The organism is Lagierella massiliensis, from assembly GCF_001407835.1.
Lineage (GTDB): Bacteria > Bacillota > Clostridia > Tissierellales > Peptoniphilaceae > Mediannikoviicoccus > Mediannikoviicoccus massiliensis.
Window position 1 is genome coordinate 109,840 of the sequence record NZ_CYUO01000005.1, and the last position, 16,547, is coordinate 126,386.

Here is a 16,547-nt window from a genome sequence, read left to right on the forward strand (position 1 = left end):
AACAGAATAAAAGCAATAGACGAAAGCAAAAAAAAGGAAAAGTAAGAAATATTTCCGGTCAAGCGACAAAGGGCATAAGGCGAATGCCTTGGCACTAGGAGGCGAAGAAGGACGTGACAAGCAACGAAAGCGACGGTTAGGAGCAAATATCCATCGAGCCGTCGGTATCCGAATGGGGAAACCCACTTAGACAAACTCTAAGTATCTGTAGCCCAACCAATTAAGCTACAGAAGCGAACCGGGCGAACTGAAACATCTAAGTAGCCCGAGGAAGAGAAAGAAAACTCGATTCCCCCAGTAGCGGCGAGCGAAGAGGGAGAAGCCCAACTTAAGGAAAAGATAGGAAGAAGTTAGAAGAATCAGCTGGAAAGCCGAGCCAAAGAGAGTGACAGCCTCGTAATCAAAAACAGAAACCTACACCTTAGAAAGAGTACCACGGAACACGAGAAACTTTGTGGGAACACGGGAGGACCACCTCCCAAGGCTAAATACTACCTAGTGACCGATAGCGAATAGTACCGTGAGGGAAAGGTGAAAAGAACCCCGGGAGGGGAGTGAAAGAGAACCTGAAACCTTATGCCTACAAGCAGACAAAGTCGAGCACTCAACTTTGCAAAGATTTGGAGGAGTTAAATGTTTTACGTATACGTACTAACCATGAAAAATGGAGAGATTTATATAGGATTTTCAACAAATCTTAAAAACAGAATCAAACAGCATTACGAAAACAAAGTGATATCCACAAAAAACAGAGAACCAAAATTAGTTTACTACGAAGCATATATGTCAAAAAAAGATGCAATGGAAAGAGAACAGAAACTAAAGCAAAGAGGAAATGCAAAAAGATGGTTAAAAGAAAGAATATCCAATAGCTTAAACCAAGACACAAACAAAGAATAAGATTTGTGTGCGAAGTTGAGAGCTCGATGATGACGTACTTTTTGTAGAACGGGCCAGCGAGTTACGATATGCAGCAAGATTAAAGATTTAAGATCTGAAGTCGTAGAGAAATCGAGTCTTAATAGGGCGCAAGTTGCATGTTGTAGACCCGAAACCAGGTGATCTATCCATGTGCAGAGTGAAGTAGAGGTAAAACTCTATGGAGGCTCGAACCGGGTAACGTTTAAAAGTTATCGGATGACATGTGGATAGGGGTGAAAAGCCAAACGAACTTGGATATAGCTGGTTCTCCTCGAAATAGCTTTAGGGCTAGCCTTATCGTAGTAATTGAAGGGGGTAGAGCACTGAATAGTCTAGGGGCATATAATGTTACCGAAACTTATCAAACTCCAAATACCATCAAATTAGCGATAGGAGTCAGACTATGAGGGATAAGCTTCATAGTCAAAAGGGAAAGAGCCCAGACCACCAGCTAAGGTCCCAAAATATAGATTAAGTGGAGAAGGATGTAACACTACTCGGACAACCAGGATGTTGGCTTAGAAGCAGCCATACATTTAAAGAGTGCGTAATAGCTCACTGGTCAAGTGGTGATGCGCCGAAGATAAACGGGGCTAAAATCTAATACCGAAGCTGTGGATGCGTGTAAACGCATGGTAGAGGAGCATTGTGTAAGGAGCGAAGACAAGCTGTAAGGCGAATTGGACCAAACACAAGAGAGAATGCTGGCATGAGTAGCGAGAAGGTGAGTGAGAATCTCACCCGTCGAAAGCCAAAGGTTTCCTGGGGAAGGCTCGTCCACCCAGGGTAAGTCGGGACCTAAGCCCAGGCCGAAAGGCGTAAGCGATGGACAACAGGTAGAAATTCCTGTACTATCTTTAGCGTTAAGAGAGAAGTGTTGACGCAGGAGGATATGGGAAGCGTGCGAACGGTAGAGCACGTTCAAGTAAGTAGGAGGTAGAAGTAGGCAAATCCGCTTTTACAAAACTTCGAGATACGATGAGGAGCGAAAAACAAGTAGCGAAGTTCCAGATTCCACACTGCCAAGAAAAGGCACTATCCAGCAAAGAGATACCCGTACCACAAACCGACACAGGTAGGCGAGGAGAGAATCCTAAGACGCGCGGAAGAACCTTTGTTAAGGAATTCGGCAAAATGACCCCGTAACTTAGGGAGAAGGGGTACCGAGAATTGTATATGTAAAACACAAAAAGCAAAACTTGGTCGCAGAGAATAGGCCCAAGCGACTGTTTACCAAAAACACAAGTATCTGCTAAATCGAAAGATGAAGTATAGGTGCTGACACCTGCCCGGTGCTGGAAGGTTAAGGGGAAGACTTAACCGGCATTCAATTCTATGCATAATGTAAGGAGAAAAAAATGTATTACGTTTATGTAATAAAAATTCAAATTAAAAAGATAAGAGCATATCCAAAAGACTTAAAACAAAGAATAAAAAGTCATAATGGAGGATTCAACAAATCAACAAAAAATCACCAATGGGAATTAGTATATTACGAAGCATATAAAAACGAACAAGATGCAAGGAAACGAGAAAGAACATTAAAGAACTCAGGACAAGGAAGAAGATTCCTCTGGGAAAGAATAGAAAAATCTCTGAAATAACATTGTGTAAGGAATTGAGTGCCGGTGAAGGTTAGAACTTAAGCCCCAGTAAACGGCGGCCGTAACTATAACGGTCCTAAGGTAGCGAAATTCCTTGTCGGGTAAGTTCCGACCCGCACGAAAGGTGTAACGATTTGGGCACTGTCTCAACAAAGGATCCGGTGAAATTGTAGTAGTCGTGAAGATGCGACTTACCCACGGTAGGACGGAAAGACCCCGTGGAGCTTTACTGCAAGCTGACATTGGATTTTGGTATTGAATGTACAGGATAGGTGGGAGACGAAGAAGTTAGGTCCCAAGACTTAACAGAGTCAAAAGTGGGATACCACCCTTTCAATGCTAAAGTTCTAACTTGGCACCTTGAAACAGGTGTGAGGACACTGTCAGTTGGGCAGTTTGACTGGGGCGGTCGCCTCCAAAAGAGTAACGGAGGCGTTCAAAGGTTTCCTCAGAATGGTTGGAAATCATTCAAAGAGTGCAAAGGCAAAAGGAAGCTTAACTGCGACACCCACAAGTGGAGCAGATACGAAAGTAGGACTTAGTGATCCGGTGGTACCGAGTGGAAGGGCCATCGCTCAACGGATAAAAGCTACCCCGGGGATAACAGGCTTATCTCCCCCAAGAGTTCACATCGACGGGGAGGTTTGGCACCTCGCTGTCGGCTCGTCTCATTCTGGAGCTGGAGAAGGTTCCAAGGGTTGGGCTGTTCGCCCATTAAAGAGGCACGCGAGCTGGGTTCAGAACGTCGTGAGACAGTTCGGTCCCTATCCACCGTGGGCGTAAGAAATTTGAGAGGAGCTGCTCCTAGTACGAGAGGACCGGAGTGGACAGACCGCTGGTGTATGAGTTGTACCGCCAGGTGCACAGCTCAGTAGCTAAGTTTGGAAGGAATAAGTGCTGAAGGCATCTAAGCACGAAGTCCACCTCAAGATGAGATTTCTTTGTAGAAATACGAGAGAAACCAGGGAGAAAAGCTGGTAGATAGGTCAGAGGTGTAAGAGTAGTAATACTTTAAGCTAACTGATACTAATATATCGAAAGCTTGACCGGGAATATTTGTTACTTTTCAAGAAGTTGCAAAAGAAATGGGCGAAGATAGCGAAAGGGATACACCTGTACCCATCTCGAACACAGAAGTTAAGTCTTTTAGCGCCGATGGTACTATGGGGGAGAGCCCATGGGAGAGTAGGTATTCGCCCGTCTATAATCCTAGGTAGCTCAATGGTGGAGCACCCGGCTGTTAACCGGTAGGTTGTGGGTTCGAGTCCCACCCTGGGAGCCAACCATGCCGGAGTGGCGGAACTGGCAGACGCACAGGACTTAAAATCCTGCGATCCTTAAAAGATCGTACCGGTTCGATTCCGGTCTCCGGCACCAAGGCAATATGACGCGGGATGGAGCAGTTTGGTAGCTCGTCGGGCTCATAACCCGAAGGTCGTAGGTTCAAATCCTACTCCCGCAACCATAAAGTTACATTAAACCTTAACAGCAAACAATTTAATAAATTTTAATAAAGTATAAACACATATGGCCTTGTAGTTCAGCAGACTGTTTCTGCCAATCAGCTAAAGCTTCTTGGGAAACAGGTTGCATCAGACCTACTAAAGCTCACTGTGTTCGCTAAGTTAGGTCTTGAAGTTGGTACCCAACATCTAAACTTAGTAGCATATAATTCAATTAAGTTTAATGAAGCAAATAGATATTTGGCCTTGTAGTTCAGTTGGTTAGAATGCCAGCCTGTCACGCTGGAGGTCGTCGGTTCGAACCCGATCAAGGTCGCCAAAATTACTTTATTAAAACAAGACAGATAGGGCAAGCATGCCAGGCGAGCCTTTACAGACTGTTTCAACCAATCGGCTGTTGCCTCTTGGGAAACAGGTTGTATGTGACCTACTAAAGCTCACAAAGTTCGCTAAGTTAGGTCAAAAACGCTTAAGGTCGTCGGTTCGAGCCCAATCAAGGTCGCCATTTTATTTTTTATTAAATAGGTTAAATTAAATAAAAAATACTATTATTTTGTTAAATTTTATGCTATAATCTAATAGTAACTTTTAAGTTGATGTGGAAGTACCCTAACTAATTTAATATGCTGATGTAGCTCAATTGGTAGAGCAACTGACTTGTAATCAGTAGGTTGGGGGTTCAAGTCCTCTCATCAGCTCCATGTGGCGGAGTAGCTCAGGTGGCTAGAGCATGCGGTTCATACCCGCAGTGTCAGCGGTTCAAATCCGTTCTCCGCTACCAAATTCAAGTTGGAAAGTTTGAAGTGATATCGCTTCAACTTTCTAATTTATATGGCCCTATGGTCAAGCGGTTCTTGACCCTAACCCAAATCACGAAGTGATTTGCAGGTAGGTCAAATGTCGCGAAATAGAAATCTTTGATTTCGTAATGAAGCGACTAAGACAATTGCAGCGAAGCTGCAACCTTAGAAATATAAGTTGATATAATACAATAAACTATAATAATATGGCCCTATGGTCAAGCGGTTAAGACATCGCCCTTTCACGGCGGTATCCCGGGTTCGAATCCCGGTAGGGTCACCATACGATATGGGCGGTTAGCTCAGCTGGGAGAGCATCTGCCTTACAAGCAGGGGGTCACAGGTTCGAGCCCTGTACCGCCCACCATATTGTTAATTGCACAAATAAAATATGCGGAAGTGGCTCAGTGGTAGAGCATCGCCTTGCCAAGGCGAGGGTCGCGAGTTCGAGTCTCGTCTTCCGCTCCATTAAAGACTCAGAATAATTCTGAGTTTTACTTATATGCGTCATTAGCTCAGCTGGATAGAGCGTTCGGCTACGGACCGAAAGGCCAGGGGTTCGAATCCTCTATGACGCGCCATAATGGGAATGAAGTTCTCCCTTGTTAATCTAAACCGCAATTTTGCTGATGACTTCTGCAGAACGCAGAAGTTGTCAGCTTTTTTATTTTTAAAAAAATTCATGGAGGAAAAAATGATTTTATCTTTATCTCTTGCGCTAATTTTGAGCTTAATATCTGGAAGTGTTTGTGAAAAAATAAAACTTCCAAGAATTGTTGGAATGATTCTTACGGGAATTCTTTTAGGACCTTTTGTATTAAATTTATTTGATGAAAAACTTTTAAGCATTTCTGGAGAGTTAAGAAAGATTGCTCTAATAGTTATTCTTTTAAAAGCTGGACTTGCCCTTGACTTGAGGGATTTGATTAAAGTAGGAAGACCTGCCATATTACTTTCCTTTTTGCCTGCAACTTTTGAGATAGTAGGTTATAGTATTTTTGCCAAATTAATCTTTGATATACCTCTAATTGAAGCTTGTCTTATGGGTACGGTGCTTTCTGCAGTGTCTCCTGCGGTTGTTGTTCCGAGGATGGTAAATCTAATTGAGAAGAGAATTGGTACAGATAAGGCAATTCCTCAAATGATTCTTGCTGGAGCATCCATGGACGATATATTTGTAATAGTTTTATTTTCTACATTCTTAGGCCTTGCACAAAATAAATCTTTTAATTATTTGGAACTTTTAAAAATTCCTGTTTCAATAATCATGGGAATAATCATAGGAGTTATTTTTGGAATTATACTTTACAATATTTTTGAATACAAATTTAAAAATTCAAATCATATTAGAAACACAACTAAAGTAATAATAATTCTTGCAACTTCTTTCTTCTTGGTTTCAATGGAAGATATCCTTAAAGATTATGTTGCTATTTCAGGGCTTTTGGCAGTCTTAAGTATGGCAATTACAATAAGAGTAAAGAGTCCTGACATTGTCGTGGGTAGGCTTTCTGAAAAGTTTGGGAAGATTTGGATTTGCGCAGAGCTTATACTGTTTGTGCTTGTTGGGGCCGCAGTTGATATAAGATTTACTTTTAACTCTGGCATTGGGGTCATAATTGTTATTGTCATTGCTTTATTATTTAGAACTATTGGCGTACTACTTTCAACTGTAAAGACTGGTCTTACTTCAAGGGAGAGAATTTTTTGTGTATACTCCTATTTACCTAAAGCCACCGTTCAAGCGGCTATTGGGACAGTGCCACTTTCTATGGGAATTGCATCAGGGGATATAATTCTTTCTGTTGCTGTTGTTGCAATACTTCTAACTGCACCTATTGGAGCTTTTTTAATTGATAATACTTCAGATAAAATTCTTGAACAAAATTAATTTCAATATTCAATAATTTAATGTATAATAAAATCAGTCTTGGGCATAAGCTCAAAAAATGAGGAGGTATTTAATGGGAGTAAACTTAAGAGGAAGAAGCTTTTTAAAATTATTAGATTACACAACAGAAGAAATTGAATATCTAATGAAGTTATCAGAAAACTTCAAAGATTTAAAACGTGCAGGAACACCACACAAGTACTTAGAAGGAAAGAACATAGTTCTTCTATTTGAAAAGACATCAACAAGAACAAGATGTTCCTTTGAAGTAGCAGGATATGACCTTGGAATGGGAGTAACCTACCTTGACCCAGGCAGCACACAAATGGGTCACAAAGAAAGAATCAAAGATGCAGCAAGAGTACATGGAAGAATGTATGACGGAATCGAATACGGAGGAATCACACAAGAATTAGTAAAAGACCATGCAAAATATACAGGAGTGCCAGTATGGAACTATTTAACAGACAAATTCCATCCAACACAAATGATAGCAGACTTCCTAACAGTAAAAGAGAACTTCGGATACCTAAAAGGACTTAAATTCGTATACCTTGGAGATGCAAGAAACAACGTAGCAAACTCACTAATGATAGTATCAGCAAAATTAGGAGTAAACTTCGTAGGATGCTGTCCAGAAGAATTAAAACCAGAAGAAAGTCTAATAGAAGAAGCAAAGAAGATAGCAAAAGAAAACGGATGTACAATAGAATTTGAAACAGACGTAAAGAAAGCAACAAAAGATGCACACGTTCTATACACAGACATCTGGGTATCAATGGGAGAACCAGCAGAAATTTGGGAACAAAGAATAAACCAACTAAAAGCATACCAAGTAAACAAAGAAGTTATGGAAAACGCAAACGAAGAAGCAATCTTCTTACACTGCTTACCATCATTCCATAACCTTGAAACAACAACAGCAGTAAAAGTAAATGAAGAGTTTAACATTCCAGAAATGGAAGTAACTGATGAAGTATTTGAATCAACAAAATCTAAAGTAATGGATCAAGCTGAAAATAGAATGCATACAATAAAAGCAGTAATGTATGCAACATTGAAATAAAAATTGTGCCCGGTGAAAACCGGGTTTTATTTTTACATATTTGTAAGCTATCTTTTATCAAAGCCTCGTATTTGTGATATAATTTTATCTATGATACAAGAGAGGATAGAATGAAATACTGTTTTTTACTTAACTTCACACCTCATCCAAGAATTATAAAAAGAATTGATCTCGTCAGGGATTACTATGATACTTTTGCCATATACTGGGACAAGGGTGAAGACAACTTTGACTTTAAAAATGACATAAAAAAAATAAAAATTTCTGTGAAGGCAAATAGAAATAATCCTATTAAGAGAATTATTCCTACTTTTAAATTTTCAAGACTTGCATATGAAAGGCTAAAGGAAGAAGCTCCTGACTTTATTCATCTCCAGAGCTTCGACATGTTAAGGATTGCATATAAGTATAAGATAAAAGTAAATCCTAATTGTATAATAGTCTATGAAGTTCCAGACATTCACAAGTACTTAACCGATGACAAGAAGGGTTTTTTAGAGAGCATTATATCATCTTATATAAAAAGTAGTGAAAAGAAGATGCTTAAAGATGTAGATATTTTAATTATTACATCAATGAAGTTTTGGGAGCATTTTGAGGGCAAATTCAAAAAAGACGATATGATATTTATGCCAAATATTCCAAACCCAGAACTCTTCAAGGATTACGAGGCTCTTAGGAAAGAAAATTCTAATAGGAAGTTTACCATAGGCTATATTGGAGGGTTAAGATACCTTGAAGAGTTAAAATGTTTAGTATCTGCTATTGAAGACCTGGACGTAAGACTTTTAATGGCGGGCTTTGAAGATGGAGATTATTTTAAAAAGCTTGCAGAAGAAAAGGAATTTATAGAGTATCATGGCAAGTTTTATTACGACGACGATATTGCAAAACTTTACTCCAATTGTGACATAATTTTTTCTGTTTACAATTCGGATATGAAAAATGTAAGGATTGCACTTCCAAACAAACTCTACGAATCCATTATTGCAAGACTTCCAATAATAGTTTCTACCAACACCTACTTACAGGAGCTGGTGGAACAGTGGAAGGTTGGATTTGCAGTAAATCATCGTTCATCAGAAGAGATGAGGGAAGTTGTTATAAGGCTAATGGAAGACAAGGAGCTTTATAAAGAAATTCAAAAAAATGAAGAAATAGCATGGAAAGAACTAAACCCTGCTAAGAATAATGAAAGATTATTAAATCTCATAAGAGAGAAGGAGAATATATGATAAATGTAATTGGACTGGGATATATAGGACTTCCCACCGCTTTAATGTTGGCAAAGGCGGGCAATAAGGTATATGGAACGGATATAAAAGAATCTACTGTAAAAAAACTTCAAGAGCAAGAACTTACCTTTGAAGAAAAGGGAATGGACGAGCTATTTAAAGAAGCACTAAGTAAGGACATACACTTTGGTGTTACACCAATAGAAACAGATATGTACATTATCACAGCTCCAACACCTTATGATAAATACACAAAAAAATTAGACTGTTCATTTGTAGTAAAGGCGGTAGAGTCTGTTTTAGACTATGCGAAGGAAAATTCCATTATAGTGGTTGAATCCACAGTGTCACCGGGAGCTATAGATAACCACATTAGACCAGTTGTAGAAAACTATAGCAAAGAAAACAACAAGACGATACATCTATGCCATGCTCCTGAAAGAATAATTCCAGGGAATATGGTATATGAACTTATAAATAACTCCAGAACCATTGGAGCAGACAACGAAGAAGTGGCAAAAAAAGTTAGTGATGTGTACAAGACATTTTGCAATGGAGAGATAAACTTTACAAATATTCCAACGGCAGAGATGACAAAGGTAATTGAAAACACCTTTAGAGACGTGAACATCGCCTTTGCTAACGAACTTGCGAAAATATGTAAACAAGGCGGACTTGATGTAAATGAAGTAATAAGAATTGCTAACAAGCATCCAAGGGTAAATATCTTAAAACCAGGTCCTGGAATTGGTGGACACTGTATTCCTGTGGATCCATGGTTCTTAGTAGGAGACTATCCACTTACAACAGAACTAATTTATAAGGCAAGACAGATTAACGACTCGATGCCAAATTTTGTATTAAATGAAATTTACGAAATAATGGAAAAAGAGGGAATAAAAGATCCGTCAAAGGTTGGACTATATGGACTTACTTATAAAGAAAATATTGATGATATAAGGGAGTCACCGACATTACAGATATTGGAATTACAAAAAAGACATCTTGGAAATCCACTAAAGACCTACGATCCATGGGTAAAGGAAAAAATTACAGAAAACCAAGTCTTTGACATACGTGAGTTTTTAGACTCAGTAGACATGGTGGTAGTTTTAGTTTCTCATGACGAAATTGTAAAACACCAAGAGCTTTTAGAAAACAAAGTAGTGTATGACACGAGAAATGTTATAAAAGGGGATAAAGTTTATAGACTGTGATTATATGAAAAAGATAATGGTAGTATTTGGGACAAGACCAGAGGCCATAAAGATGTGCCCATTGGTCCTTGAACTAAAAAAGAGGAAAAATTTTGAAACTGTAGTTGCACTTACGGGACAGCATAACGAAATGTTAAGCCAGGTTATGGAAGTTTTTAATATAAAAGAAGACTACAACCTAAAGGTCATGAAAAAAAACCAAAGCCTTACAGACATTACAGTAAATATAATGAAGGGCATGGAAGATATATTAAAAAAAGAAAAACCAGACCTGGTACTGGTTCACGGGGACACTTCCACAAGCTTTGTGGTTGCACTAACTTCATTTTATAACCACATCCAAGTTGGACATGTGGAAGCAGGCCTTAGAACATATAATAAATACAGCCCATACCCAGAAGAGTTCAATAGACAGTCTATTTCCTCACTGGCAGATTTACACTTTGCTCCAACACAAAAGGCAAAAGAAAATCTTATTAATGAACAAAAGGACCCAAAAAGCATATTTGTAACGGGAAACACAGTTATTGACGCCCTAAAAACTACCATAAAAGATGACTATGATAACAGTGAACTGGACTTTGCCAAAAATAAAAAGTTAATACTTCTAACCATGCATAGAAGAGAGAACTTGGGAGAAAAGATGCGCTCCACCTTTAAAGCTATAAAGAGAGTTGTAGATGAAGAAAAGGACATTGCAGTACTATATCCTATTCATCTAAACCCAAAAGTAAGACAGATTGCAAGAGAAGTATTTTCAGACAATGAAAATATAAAACTTATTGAACCGGTGGACGTGTTTGACTTTCATAATATAATGAAAAGTTCATACTTGATTTTGACCGACAGCGGCGGCATTCAAGAAGAGGCACCGGCAATTGGAAAGCCAGTCTTAGTTTTAAGAGACACCACTGAGAGACCCGAGGGAATCAAGGCGGGGACTTTAAAATTAATTGGAACTGATGAAGATAGAGTTTACAAAGAGCTAAAGCATATCCTTTCAGATAAAGATGAGTATGAAAAGATGTCAAAGGCACAGAATCCATATGGAGATGGGAGAGCAAGCATTTATATAACAGACATAATAGAAGATTATTTTAAATAGAAGTATCCTTTTTATAAAGGTTAGATAGGAAGATTTAATGATAAAAGAAAAGAAAATTTACTATAGACACGCATTTCAAATGGCTTGGCCATCAGTATTGGAAAGTTTTTTCATAGCCATGGCAGGTCTAATAGACACATATATGGTTTCTTCCCTTGGAAGCTTTGCAGTTGCAGCGGTTGGACTAACAAACCAACCTAAGTTTATTGGATTTACATTGTTTTTTGCAATAAATGTTGCAGTATCTGCACTTGTTGCAAGAAGAAAGGGAGAGAGACAAATATAGGGCAAACGAAGCTCTAATCACAGCATTTTTTATAACCATGATATTTGTAGTGTTTATAACTATATTAATGGTAAAATTTGCGTCGCCATTACTAAAATTTTCAGGAAGTAACAAAGACACCCATGCGCCAGCGATGATATATTTTAGAATAATCATGGGAGGAATGGTGTTTTCAACCATAAGCATGGTTATTAATGCTGCACAAAGGGGAAGTGGGAACACTCAAATTGCATTTACCACAAACCTTGTATCAAGCGTTGTAAATATAATATTCAACTACCTTCTAATAGGTGGGAATTTGGGATTTCCAAAACTTGGAGTAGCTGGAGCTGCAATCGCAACGGTACTTGGAACTGTCGTTGCAACAATAATGAGTATAAGATCCCTATTTAAAAGGGATTCATTTGTACAGATTAGGTACATGATAAAAGAAAAAATAAAACCAGGAGTTGAGACTGCCATAAGTATTGCAAAGCTCGGAGTAAATTTGTTGGCAGAAAACCTTGCAGTTAGAGTGGGCTTTATGACAACGGCGATGATGGCGGCAAAACTTGGAACAGATGCCTTTGCATCCCACAACGTAGGTATGAGTTTACTAAGCCTGGGCTTTGCCTTTGCAGACGGTATGCAAGTTGCGGCAGTTGCGTTAGCAGGTTCTGCCCTTGGTGCAGGAAAGAAAGAAGAAGCAAAAACTTATGGAAAGACATGTCAGACAATAGGACTTGCAATTTCAGTAGTCCTTTCGATATTGTTATTCATATTTGGGGAATCCATATTTAGACTCTACTTCAAAGAGAAACATATTATAGAAATGGGAGTAATGATATCAAAATTCTTGATGATAATAATACTTCTTCAAATTTCCCAAATAATATATGGTGGATGTCTAAGGGCTGCAGGAGATGTAAAGTACACCCTATTCACATCCATAATCTCCGTAACAATAATAAGAACATTTGCAACCTATTTCTTAGTAGTTGTAATGGACCTTGGTCTAAAGGGCATATGGCTTGGAATACTTTCAGACCAGTTTACAAGATACGTGTTGATGTCTCTACGATTTAGAAGAGGCAAGTGGGTGGATATAAAAATATAGGAGGGTCTATGTATATAGATTTACACTGTGATACGGTATTAAAATATATTGAAAATTCAAAAATAGAAGAGATATATGAAGGTAAGAAATCACATCTTGGTTTAAAAGAACTTTATGACCTTGAAGTAAAGGCGCAGTTTATGGCAATTTTCCTTGCCAGCGAAGAAGAATTTGAAAAAGTAAATCTTGCGGGAATTTCCGACTGGGAATATGTTGAAAAATGTTTAGACTTCTATAAGCACATTGAAGAGACATACCCTGACAAATTCAAAGTCACAAGAGATTACAAAGAATATTTAGAAAATAGAAAAAATGGATTAGTAAGTCTATTTCCAACCATAGAAGACGGAAGGTTAATTTCAAAAGTAGAAGATGTAAAGACTTTAAGACAAAAGGGAATCACACTCATAACTCTACTTTGGAATAACGAAAACTCCTTAGGATATCCTCATAAATTGGAAGGTTATGACAATGACTATGGACTAAAAAAACTTGGTATTGAAGTTATAAAAGAGATGGAAGAACAAAAAATAATAATAGACGTGTCCCATCTAAACGAACATGGCATAGAAGATGTGTTAAAAAATACCACAAAACCATTTATGGCAAGTCACTCAAACGCAAGAAAAGTTACCGATGTAACAAGAAACCTATCCGACAGACAGCTAAAGAATCTTGGCGAAAGAGGATGCGTTGCGGGACTTAACCTTTGTCCACATTTTGCAACTTATGAAAAGACAGCAACCTTTAGGGACTATGAAACACACATTAGACATATGTTAGATGTGGGAGGAGAAGACCTGGTTGCAATCGGAAGTGACTTTGACGGCATAGGCGGAGAGTTTGAAATTAAAAATCCTCACAAGATGATAGAGTTTTTAAACAGACTAAACATGAATGGAATATCTTCTGAAGTAGTGGAAAAGATTGCCTATAAAAATGTAGAAAGATTTTTCAAAGAATATTACTGATGAAATTTTTTTATATAATCTGGGGTATTAACATGGGGCTTTGGTTTATATCCATAACCCTAAGTTACTACCTTGAAAAGACAAATACAAATGAAGATGAGTTTAAAATTTTGGACAAGATGTTCGGAGCTTACCTTAACAGGATTTCATTGGCACTACTTCCGATTATAGTTTTGTCCATTTTTTTATCCAGGGGAAAGAGTGATTTAGTTGTAGCAATAGTGGGAGCTTTTATTTTGCTTTTACAAATTGTATTGCCATCAATTCTTATACTTTTATTTTTAAAATCAGATAGGAAAGACGATAAAAAGTCTTGATTTAAAGGATGATAGATTTTGAAAAGAGTTTAAGATAAAAAAGGAGAAACTAATGATAGAACTACAGAATGTATCAAAGACCTATGATTATAAAAAATCCATAGGTTTTTTAAAAAAGGAACATGTTAAAGTTAAAGCGGTGGAAGACATAAGCTTTAAAGTAGATGAAGGAGAAAAGATTGGATTAATAGGACTTAACGGAGCTGGAAAGTCTACTACAATAAAGATGATGACAGGGATACTTGAAAGGGACTCAGGAAGTATATCTATAAATGGTCACGATCCATCAAAGAGAGAAAGAGATTTACTGAACAACATCGGTGTTTCCATGGGACAAAAGTCAACTCTATTCTTTGATATAAGTCCCTTGGACTCCTTTAGATATTATAAGGAAGTATATAGAGTTTCTGATAGTGACTTTGAAGACAGGATGGAGAGGTTTTCAAAAATTTTAAAACTTGAAGAAATACTACATACACCAGTTCGAAAGTTGTCCTTGGGACAAAAGAGAAGGTGCGAAATAGTCGCTTCTCTTATTCATATGCCAAAGGTATTGTTTTTAGACGAGCCAACCCTTGGACTTGATGTTGTAACCCAGGGAAATATTATGGATTTTTTAGATGAGATTAATAGAGAGTTTAAAATTACCATACTTTTGACAACCCATGAGATAAAAAACATAGAGAGATTTTGCAAGAGGATAATCATATTAGAAAAGGGGAAAATAATCTACGATGGAGATCCTGATAAATTTGCAGATAGAAATAATTTTAGAAAAGTTAGAATACCAGTGGATATGATGAATGAGTTTTCATTTGAGCCAGATAAGATTATCTTTGACAAGGCAGAGTATGTTATAAATCTAAACCAGCTTGAAAAAATGGATTTGAGCAGATTTAAATTTTCAGAGTACACCATAGAGGAGCTATCCCTGGAAGATGTTATATGTATGAAGTATGGTAACTGATATGAAACTGATATTAACATCAATAAAAATTCAAATTAAAAAGATAAGAGCATATCCAAACGAGGCAAAGATGCTATTTTTATATGCTTTGTTCAACGTCTATTCCATAATGTTTTTCTGGAGTATGATATTTTTAGTTACAGGAGAAAATATTAAAGATAGAAATCTCATATATTTGTTAGTAATGATGGGGACTTTGTCCCTTGGCATAGGAGAAATATTCTTTGGGCTTAGAGATTTTGAATATATGGTTCAGGAGGGAAGTCTCGACAAGTATCTATATAGACCAAGGAATATGCTGATGATGATACTCATGGAAAAAGTTCCATTTACAAACATGGTTCAGCAGATAATAATAGGTGGATTTGGAATTTACTATATAATAACAAGATTTGACATTGAAGTACAAACAGTAAATGTATTTAAAAGTATGGGATTACTTATATTTGGAAATATATATTATCACTTGATTTATGGGATGATTACAATGTTAAGCATTTGGATAGAAAAAATATCGACTTTAAGAGACTTAATATTTAATTTTTCAATTGCAAAAAACTATCCTTTAAAAATATTTCCTAAAACCTTACAAAACCTACTGACCTATGTAGTGCCAATAGCACTTACAACATATTTTCCAACAATAGTGCTTATGGGCGAAAAAGTTGAAGGATTTAGATATATTATAATTTCTTTCCTTATTTTATGCCTGCTATTTATAAAGGTCTACAGAAATTGTATAAAAAAATACAGTTCAAATGGAGGTTAAAATGCAAAGATATTTAAATAGATCCAAAATAGAAATATTAAAAGCAAGAGAATATGCTCTAACCTTTTTCACATCTATGCTCTACGCTCCAATAAGTATATTGATACCATTTTTTCTATGGAAGTATATATATAAATTTCAAAATGATTTGTCAGGAATGGAACTTAGGGAAATTCTATTTTATTTGATAACCATTGAAATTGTTCAGCTATCCTATTCAGATTTGATGGCGGAGGTTTATTATATTTTTCAAGATATAAACACAGGTGCTTTAGATATTGCAATTACAAAACCTATAAATTACTTATTAAGTAGATATTTTTCTGCTGTTGGAAGAGTTGCAATAACATTACCTATGGGACTTATAAGCTTTATAGCTGTAGGGATATTTTTTAAAGCTTTAAATATAAATAATATAATATTTTTTACGTTATCACTGTTTTTAGGATTTACAATATTTTTTACAGTGCTTGGAATCTTAGGAATCTCTACCTTTTGGCTCAAGTCAGTACTCACATTAAGAGATATATTTTGGTTTATACTTGCAATATTTTCGGGACAGATATTTCCTTTAAAGATAATTGGAGATGGATTTTTCAAACATAATCCACTTGCTGGAATCTACTATATACCAAGTATAATAGTTCAAGAAAAAGACAAGATTTCACTTCTATTAGAACAGTTAATGTACTTAGGAATTTTTGTCGCTATACTTATAATAATGTGGAAAATTGGAATAAAAAAATATGAAAGCCAAGGCGGCTAAAATAAAAAATAGAAATGTCACACACATTTTCGTTCACTTTTAAAAAAATTAGTAAAAACCATGTAAAAACCAT

At 37.0% G+C, this 16,547-nt stretch carries 10 protein-coding genes, 10 tRNA genes, 2 rRNA genes and 1 pseudogene; all 23 read left to right on the plus strand.

The genetic code is table 11. The features are described from left to right. Positions 1–56 precede the first annotated feature (56 nt). The 23 genes and pseudogenes from BN2746_RS04200 (at position 57) to BN2746_RS04310 (ending at position 16,474) form a co-directional block, all read left to right on the plus strand. Positions 57–3,575: ribosomal RNA gene (locus BN2746_RS04200) — 23S ribosomal RNA — on the plus strand. A 35-nt stretch (positions 3,576–3,610) separates the two neighbouring features. Next, positions 3,611–3,727 (plus strand): 5S ribosomal RNA (gene rrf / locus BN2746_RS04205). Between the two features lie 5 nt (positions 3,728–3,732). After that, positions 3,733–3,807 (plus strand) — tRNA-Asn (locus BN2746_RS04210). A gap of 5 nt (positions 3,808–3,812) precedes the next feature. After that, positions 3,813–3,902, plus strand: a tRNA-Leu gene (locus BN2746_RS04215). An 11-nt stretch (positions 3,903–3,913) separates the two neighbouring features. After that, positions 3,914–3,990, plus strand: a tRNA-Met gene (locus BN2746_RS04220). A gap of 240 nt (positions 3,991–4,230) precedes the next feature. Beyond that, positions 4,231–4,307, plus strand: a tRNA-Asp gene (locus BN2746_RS04225). Positions 4,308–4,613: 306 nt separating this feature from the next. Beyond that, a tRNA-Thr gene (locus BN2746_RS04230) sits at positions 4,614–4,689 on the plus strand. A gap of 3 nt (positions 4,690–4,692) precedes the next feature. Next, positions 4,693–4,769: transfer RNA gene (locus BN2746_RS04235), tRNA-Met, on the plus strand. A 227-nt stretch (positions 4,770–4,996) separates the two neighbouring features. Continuing rightward, positions 4,997–5,071, plus strand: a tRNA-Glu gene (locus tag BN2746_RS04240). An 8-nt stretch (positions 5,072–5,079) separates the two neighbouring features. Then, positions 5,080–5,155: transfer RNA gene (locus BN2746_RS04245), tRNA-Val, on the plus strand. A gap of 26 nt (positions 5,156–5,181) precedes the next feature. Next, a tRNA-Gly gene (locus tag BN2746_RS04250) sits at positions 5,182–5,256 on the plus strand. A 36-nt stretch (positions 5,257–5,292) separates the two neighbouring features. Next, positions 5,293–5,369 (plus strand) — tRNA-Arg (locus BN2746_RS04255). Positions 5,370–5,482: 113 nt separating this feature from the next. Further along, positions 5,483–6,679, plus strand: a complete 1,197-nt coding sequence (locus BN2746_RS04260) for a cation:proton antiporter domain-containing protein (RefSeq protein ID WP_055078603.1) — start codon at positions 5,483–5,485, stop codon at positions 6,677–6,679. A gap of 73 nt (positions 6,680–6,752) precedes the next feature. Next, positions 6,753–7,745, plus strand: a complete 993-nt coding sequence (argF, locus tag BN2746_RS04265; RefSeq protein WP_055078604.1) for an ornithine carbamoyltransferase — start codon at positions 6,753–6,755, stop codon at positions 7,743–7,745. A gap of 110 nt (positions 7,746–7,855) precedes the next feature. Continuing rightward, entirely contained in the window at positions 7,856–8,980 is a 1,125-nt protein-coding gene (locus BN2746_RS04270) for a glycosyltransferase (RefSeq protein WP_055078605.1), read from the plus strand. Next, entirely contained in the window at positions 8,977–10,197 is a 1,221-nt protein-coding gene (locus BN2746_RS04275; protein ID WP_055078606.1) for a nucleotide sugar dehydrogenase, read from the plus strand. The genes BN2746_RS04270 and BN2746_RS04275 overlap by 4 nt, the downstream gene beginning before the upstream one ends. Positions 10,198–10,201: 4 nt before the next feature. Continuing rightward, positions 10,202–11,302, plus strand: a complete 1,101-nt coding sequence (gene wecB, locus BN2746_RS04280; RefSeq protein WP_055078607.1) for a non-hydrolyzing UDP-N-acetylglucosamine 2-epimerase — start codon at positions 10,202–10,204, stop codon at positions 11,300–11,302. 37 nt (positions 11,303–11,339) lie between these two features. After that, a pseudogene (locus BN2746_RS04285) lies at positions 11,340–12,684 on the plus strand (MATE family efflux transporter). A gap of 8 nt (positions 12,685–12,692) precedes the next feature. Beyond that, complete coding sequence (locus BN2746_RS04290; RefSeq protein WP_055078608.1) at positions 12,693–13,655, plus strand: dipeptidase; 963 nt, start codon at positions 12,693–12,695, stop codon at positions 13,653–13,655. A 32-nt stretch (positions 13,656–13,687) separates the two neighbouring features. Continuing rightward, positions 13,688–13,972, plus strand: coding sequence for a hypothetical protein (locus BN2746_RS04295; RefSeq protein WP_055078609.1), 285 nt, complete (start codon positions 13,688–13,690; stop codon positions 13,970–13,972). 52 nt (positions 13,973–14,024) lie between these two features. Beyond that, positions 14,025–14,939 carry an ABC transporter ATP-binding protein gene (locus tag BN2746_RS04300; protein ID WP_055078610.1) on the plus strand — a complete coding sequence of 305 codons (915 nt, stop codon included), beginning with the start codon at positions 14,025–14,027 and terminating at the stop codon, positions 14,937–14,939. A gap of 1 nt (position 14,940) precedes the next feature. Then, the gene (locus tag BN2746_RS04305; RefSeq protein WP_077064952.1) at positions 14,941–15,708 is read left to right on the plus strand and encodes an ABC-2 family transporter protein; all 768 of its coding nucleotides are present in this window, start codon (positions 14,941–14,943) and stop codon (positions 15,706–15,708) included. A 1-nt stretch (position 15,709) separates the two neighbouring features. Then, positions 15,710–16,474 (plus strand): ABC-2 family transporter protein, encoded by a 765-nt coding sequence (locus BN2746_RS04310; protein ID WP_082420201.1) that lies wholly within the window; start codon positions 15,710–15,712, stop codon positions 16,472–16,474. Positions 16,475–16,547: the final 73 nt, after the last annotated feature.

Excerpts from the sequence above, each read along its gene's own strand:
- BN2746_RS04260 (WP_055078603.1), top strand. The coding sequence starts at position 5,483 with ATGATTTTATCTTTATCTCTTGCGCTAATTTTGAGCTTAATATCTGGA.
- argF (WP_055078604.1), top strand. The coding sequence starts at position 6,753 with ATGGGAGTAAACTTAAGAGGAAGAAGCTTTTTAAAATTATTAGATTAC.
- BN2746_RS04270 (WP_055078605.1), top strand. The coding sequence starts at position 7,856 with ATGAAATACTGTTTTTTACTTAACTTCACACCTCATCCAAGAATTATA.
- BN2746_RS04275 (WP_055078606.1), top strand. The coding sequence starts at position 8,977 with ATGATAAATGTAATTGGACTGGGATATATAGGACTTCCCACCGCTTTA.
- wecB (WP_055078607.1), top strand. The coding sequence starts at position 10,202 with ATGAAAAAGATAATGGTAGTATTTGGGACAAGACCAGAGGCCATAAAG.
- BN2746_RS04290 (WP_055078608.1), top strand. The coding sequence starts at position 12,693 with ATGTATATAGATTTACACTGTGATACGGTATTAAAATATATTGAAAAT.
- BN2746_RS04295 (WP_055078609.1), top strand. The coding sequence starts at position 13,688 with ATGGGGCTTTGGTTTATATCCATAACCCTAAGTTACTACCTTGAAAAG.
- BN2746_RS04300 (WP_055078610.1), top strand. The coding sequence starts at position 14,025 with ATGATAGAACTACAGAATGTATCAAAGACCTATGATTATAAAAAATCC.
- BN2746_RS04305 (WP_077064952.1), top strand. The coding sequence starts at position 14,941 with ATGAAACTGATATTAACATCAATAAAAATTCAAATTAAAAAGATAAGA.
- BN2746_RS04310 (WP_082420201.1), top strand. The coding sequence starts at position 15,710 with ATGCAAAGATATTTAAATAGATCCAAAATAGAAATATTAAAAGCAAGA.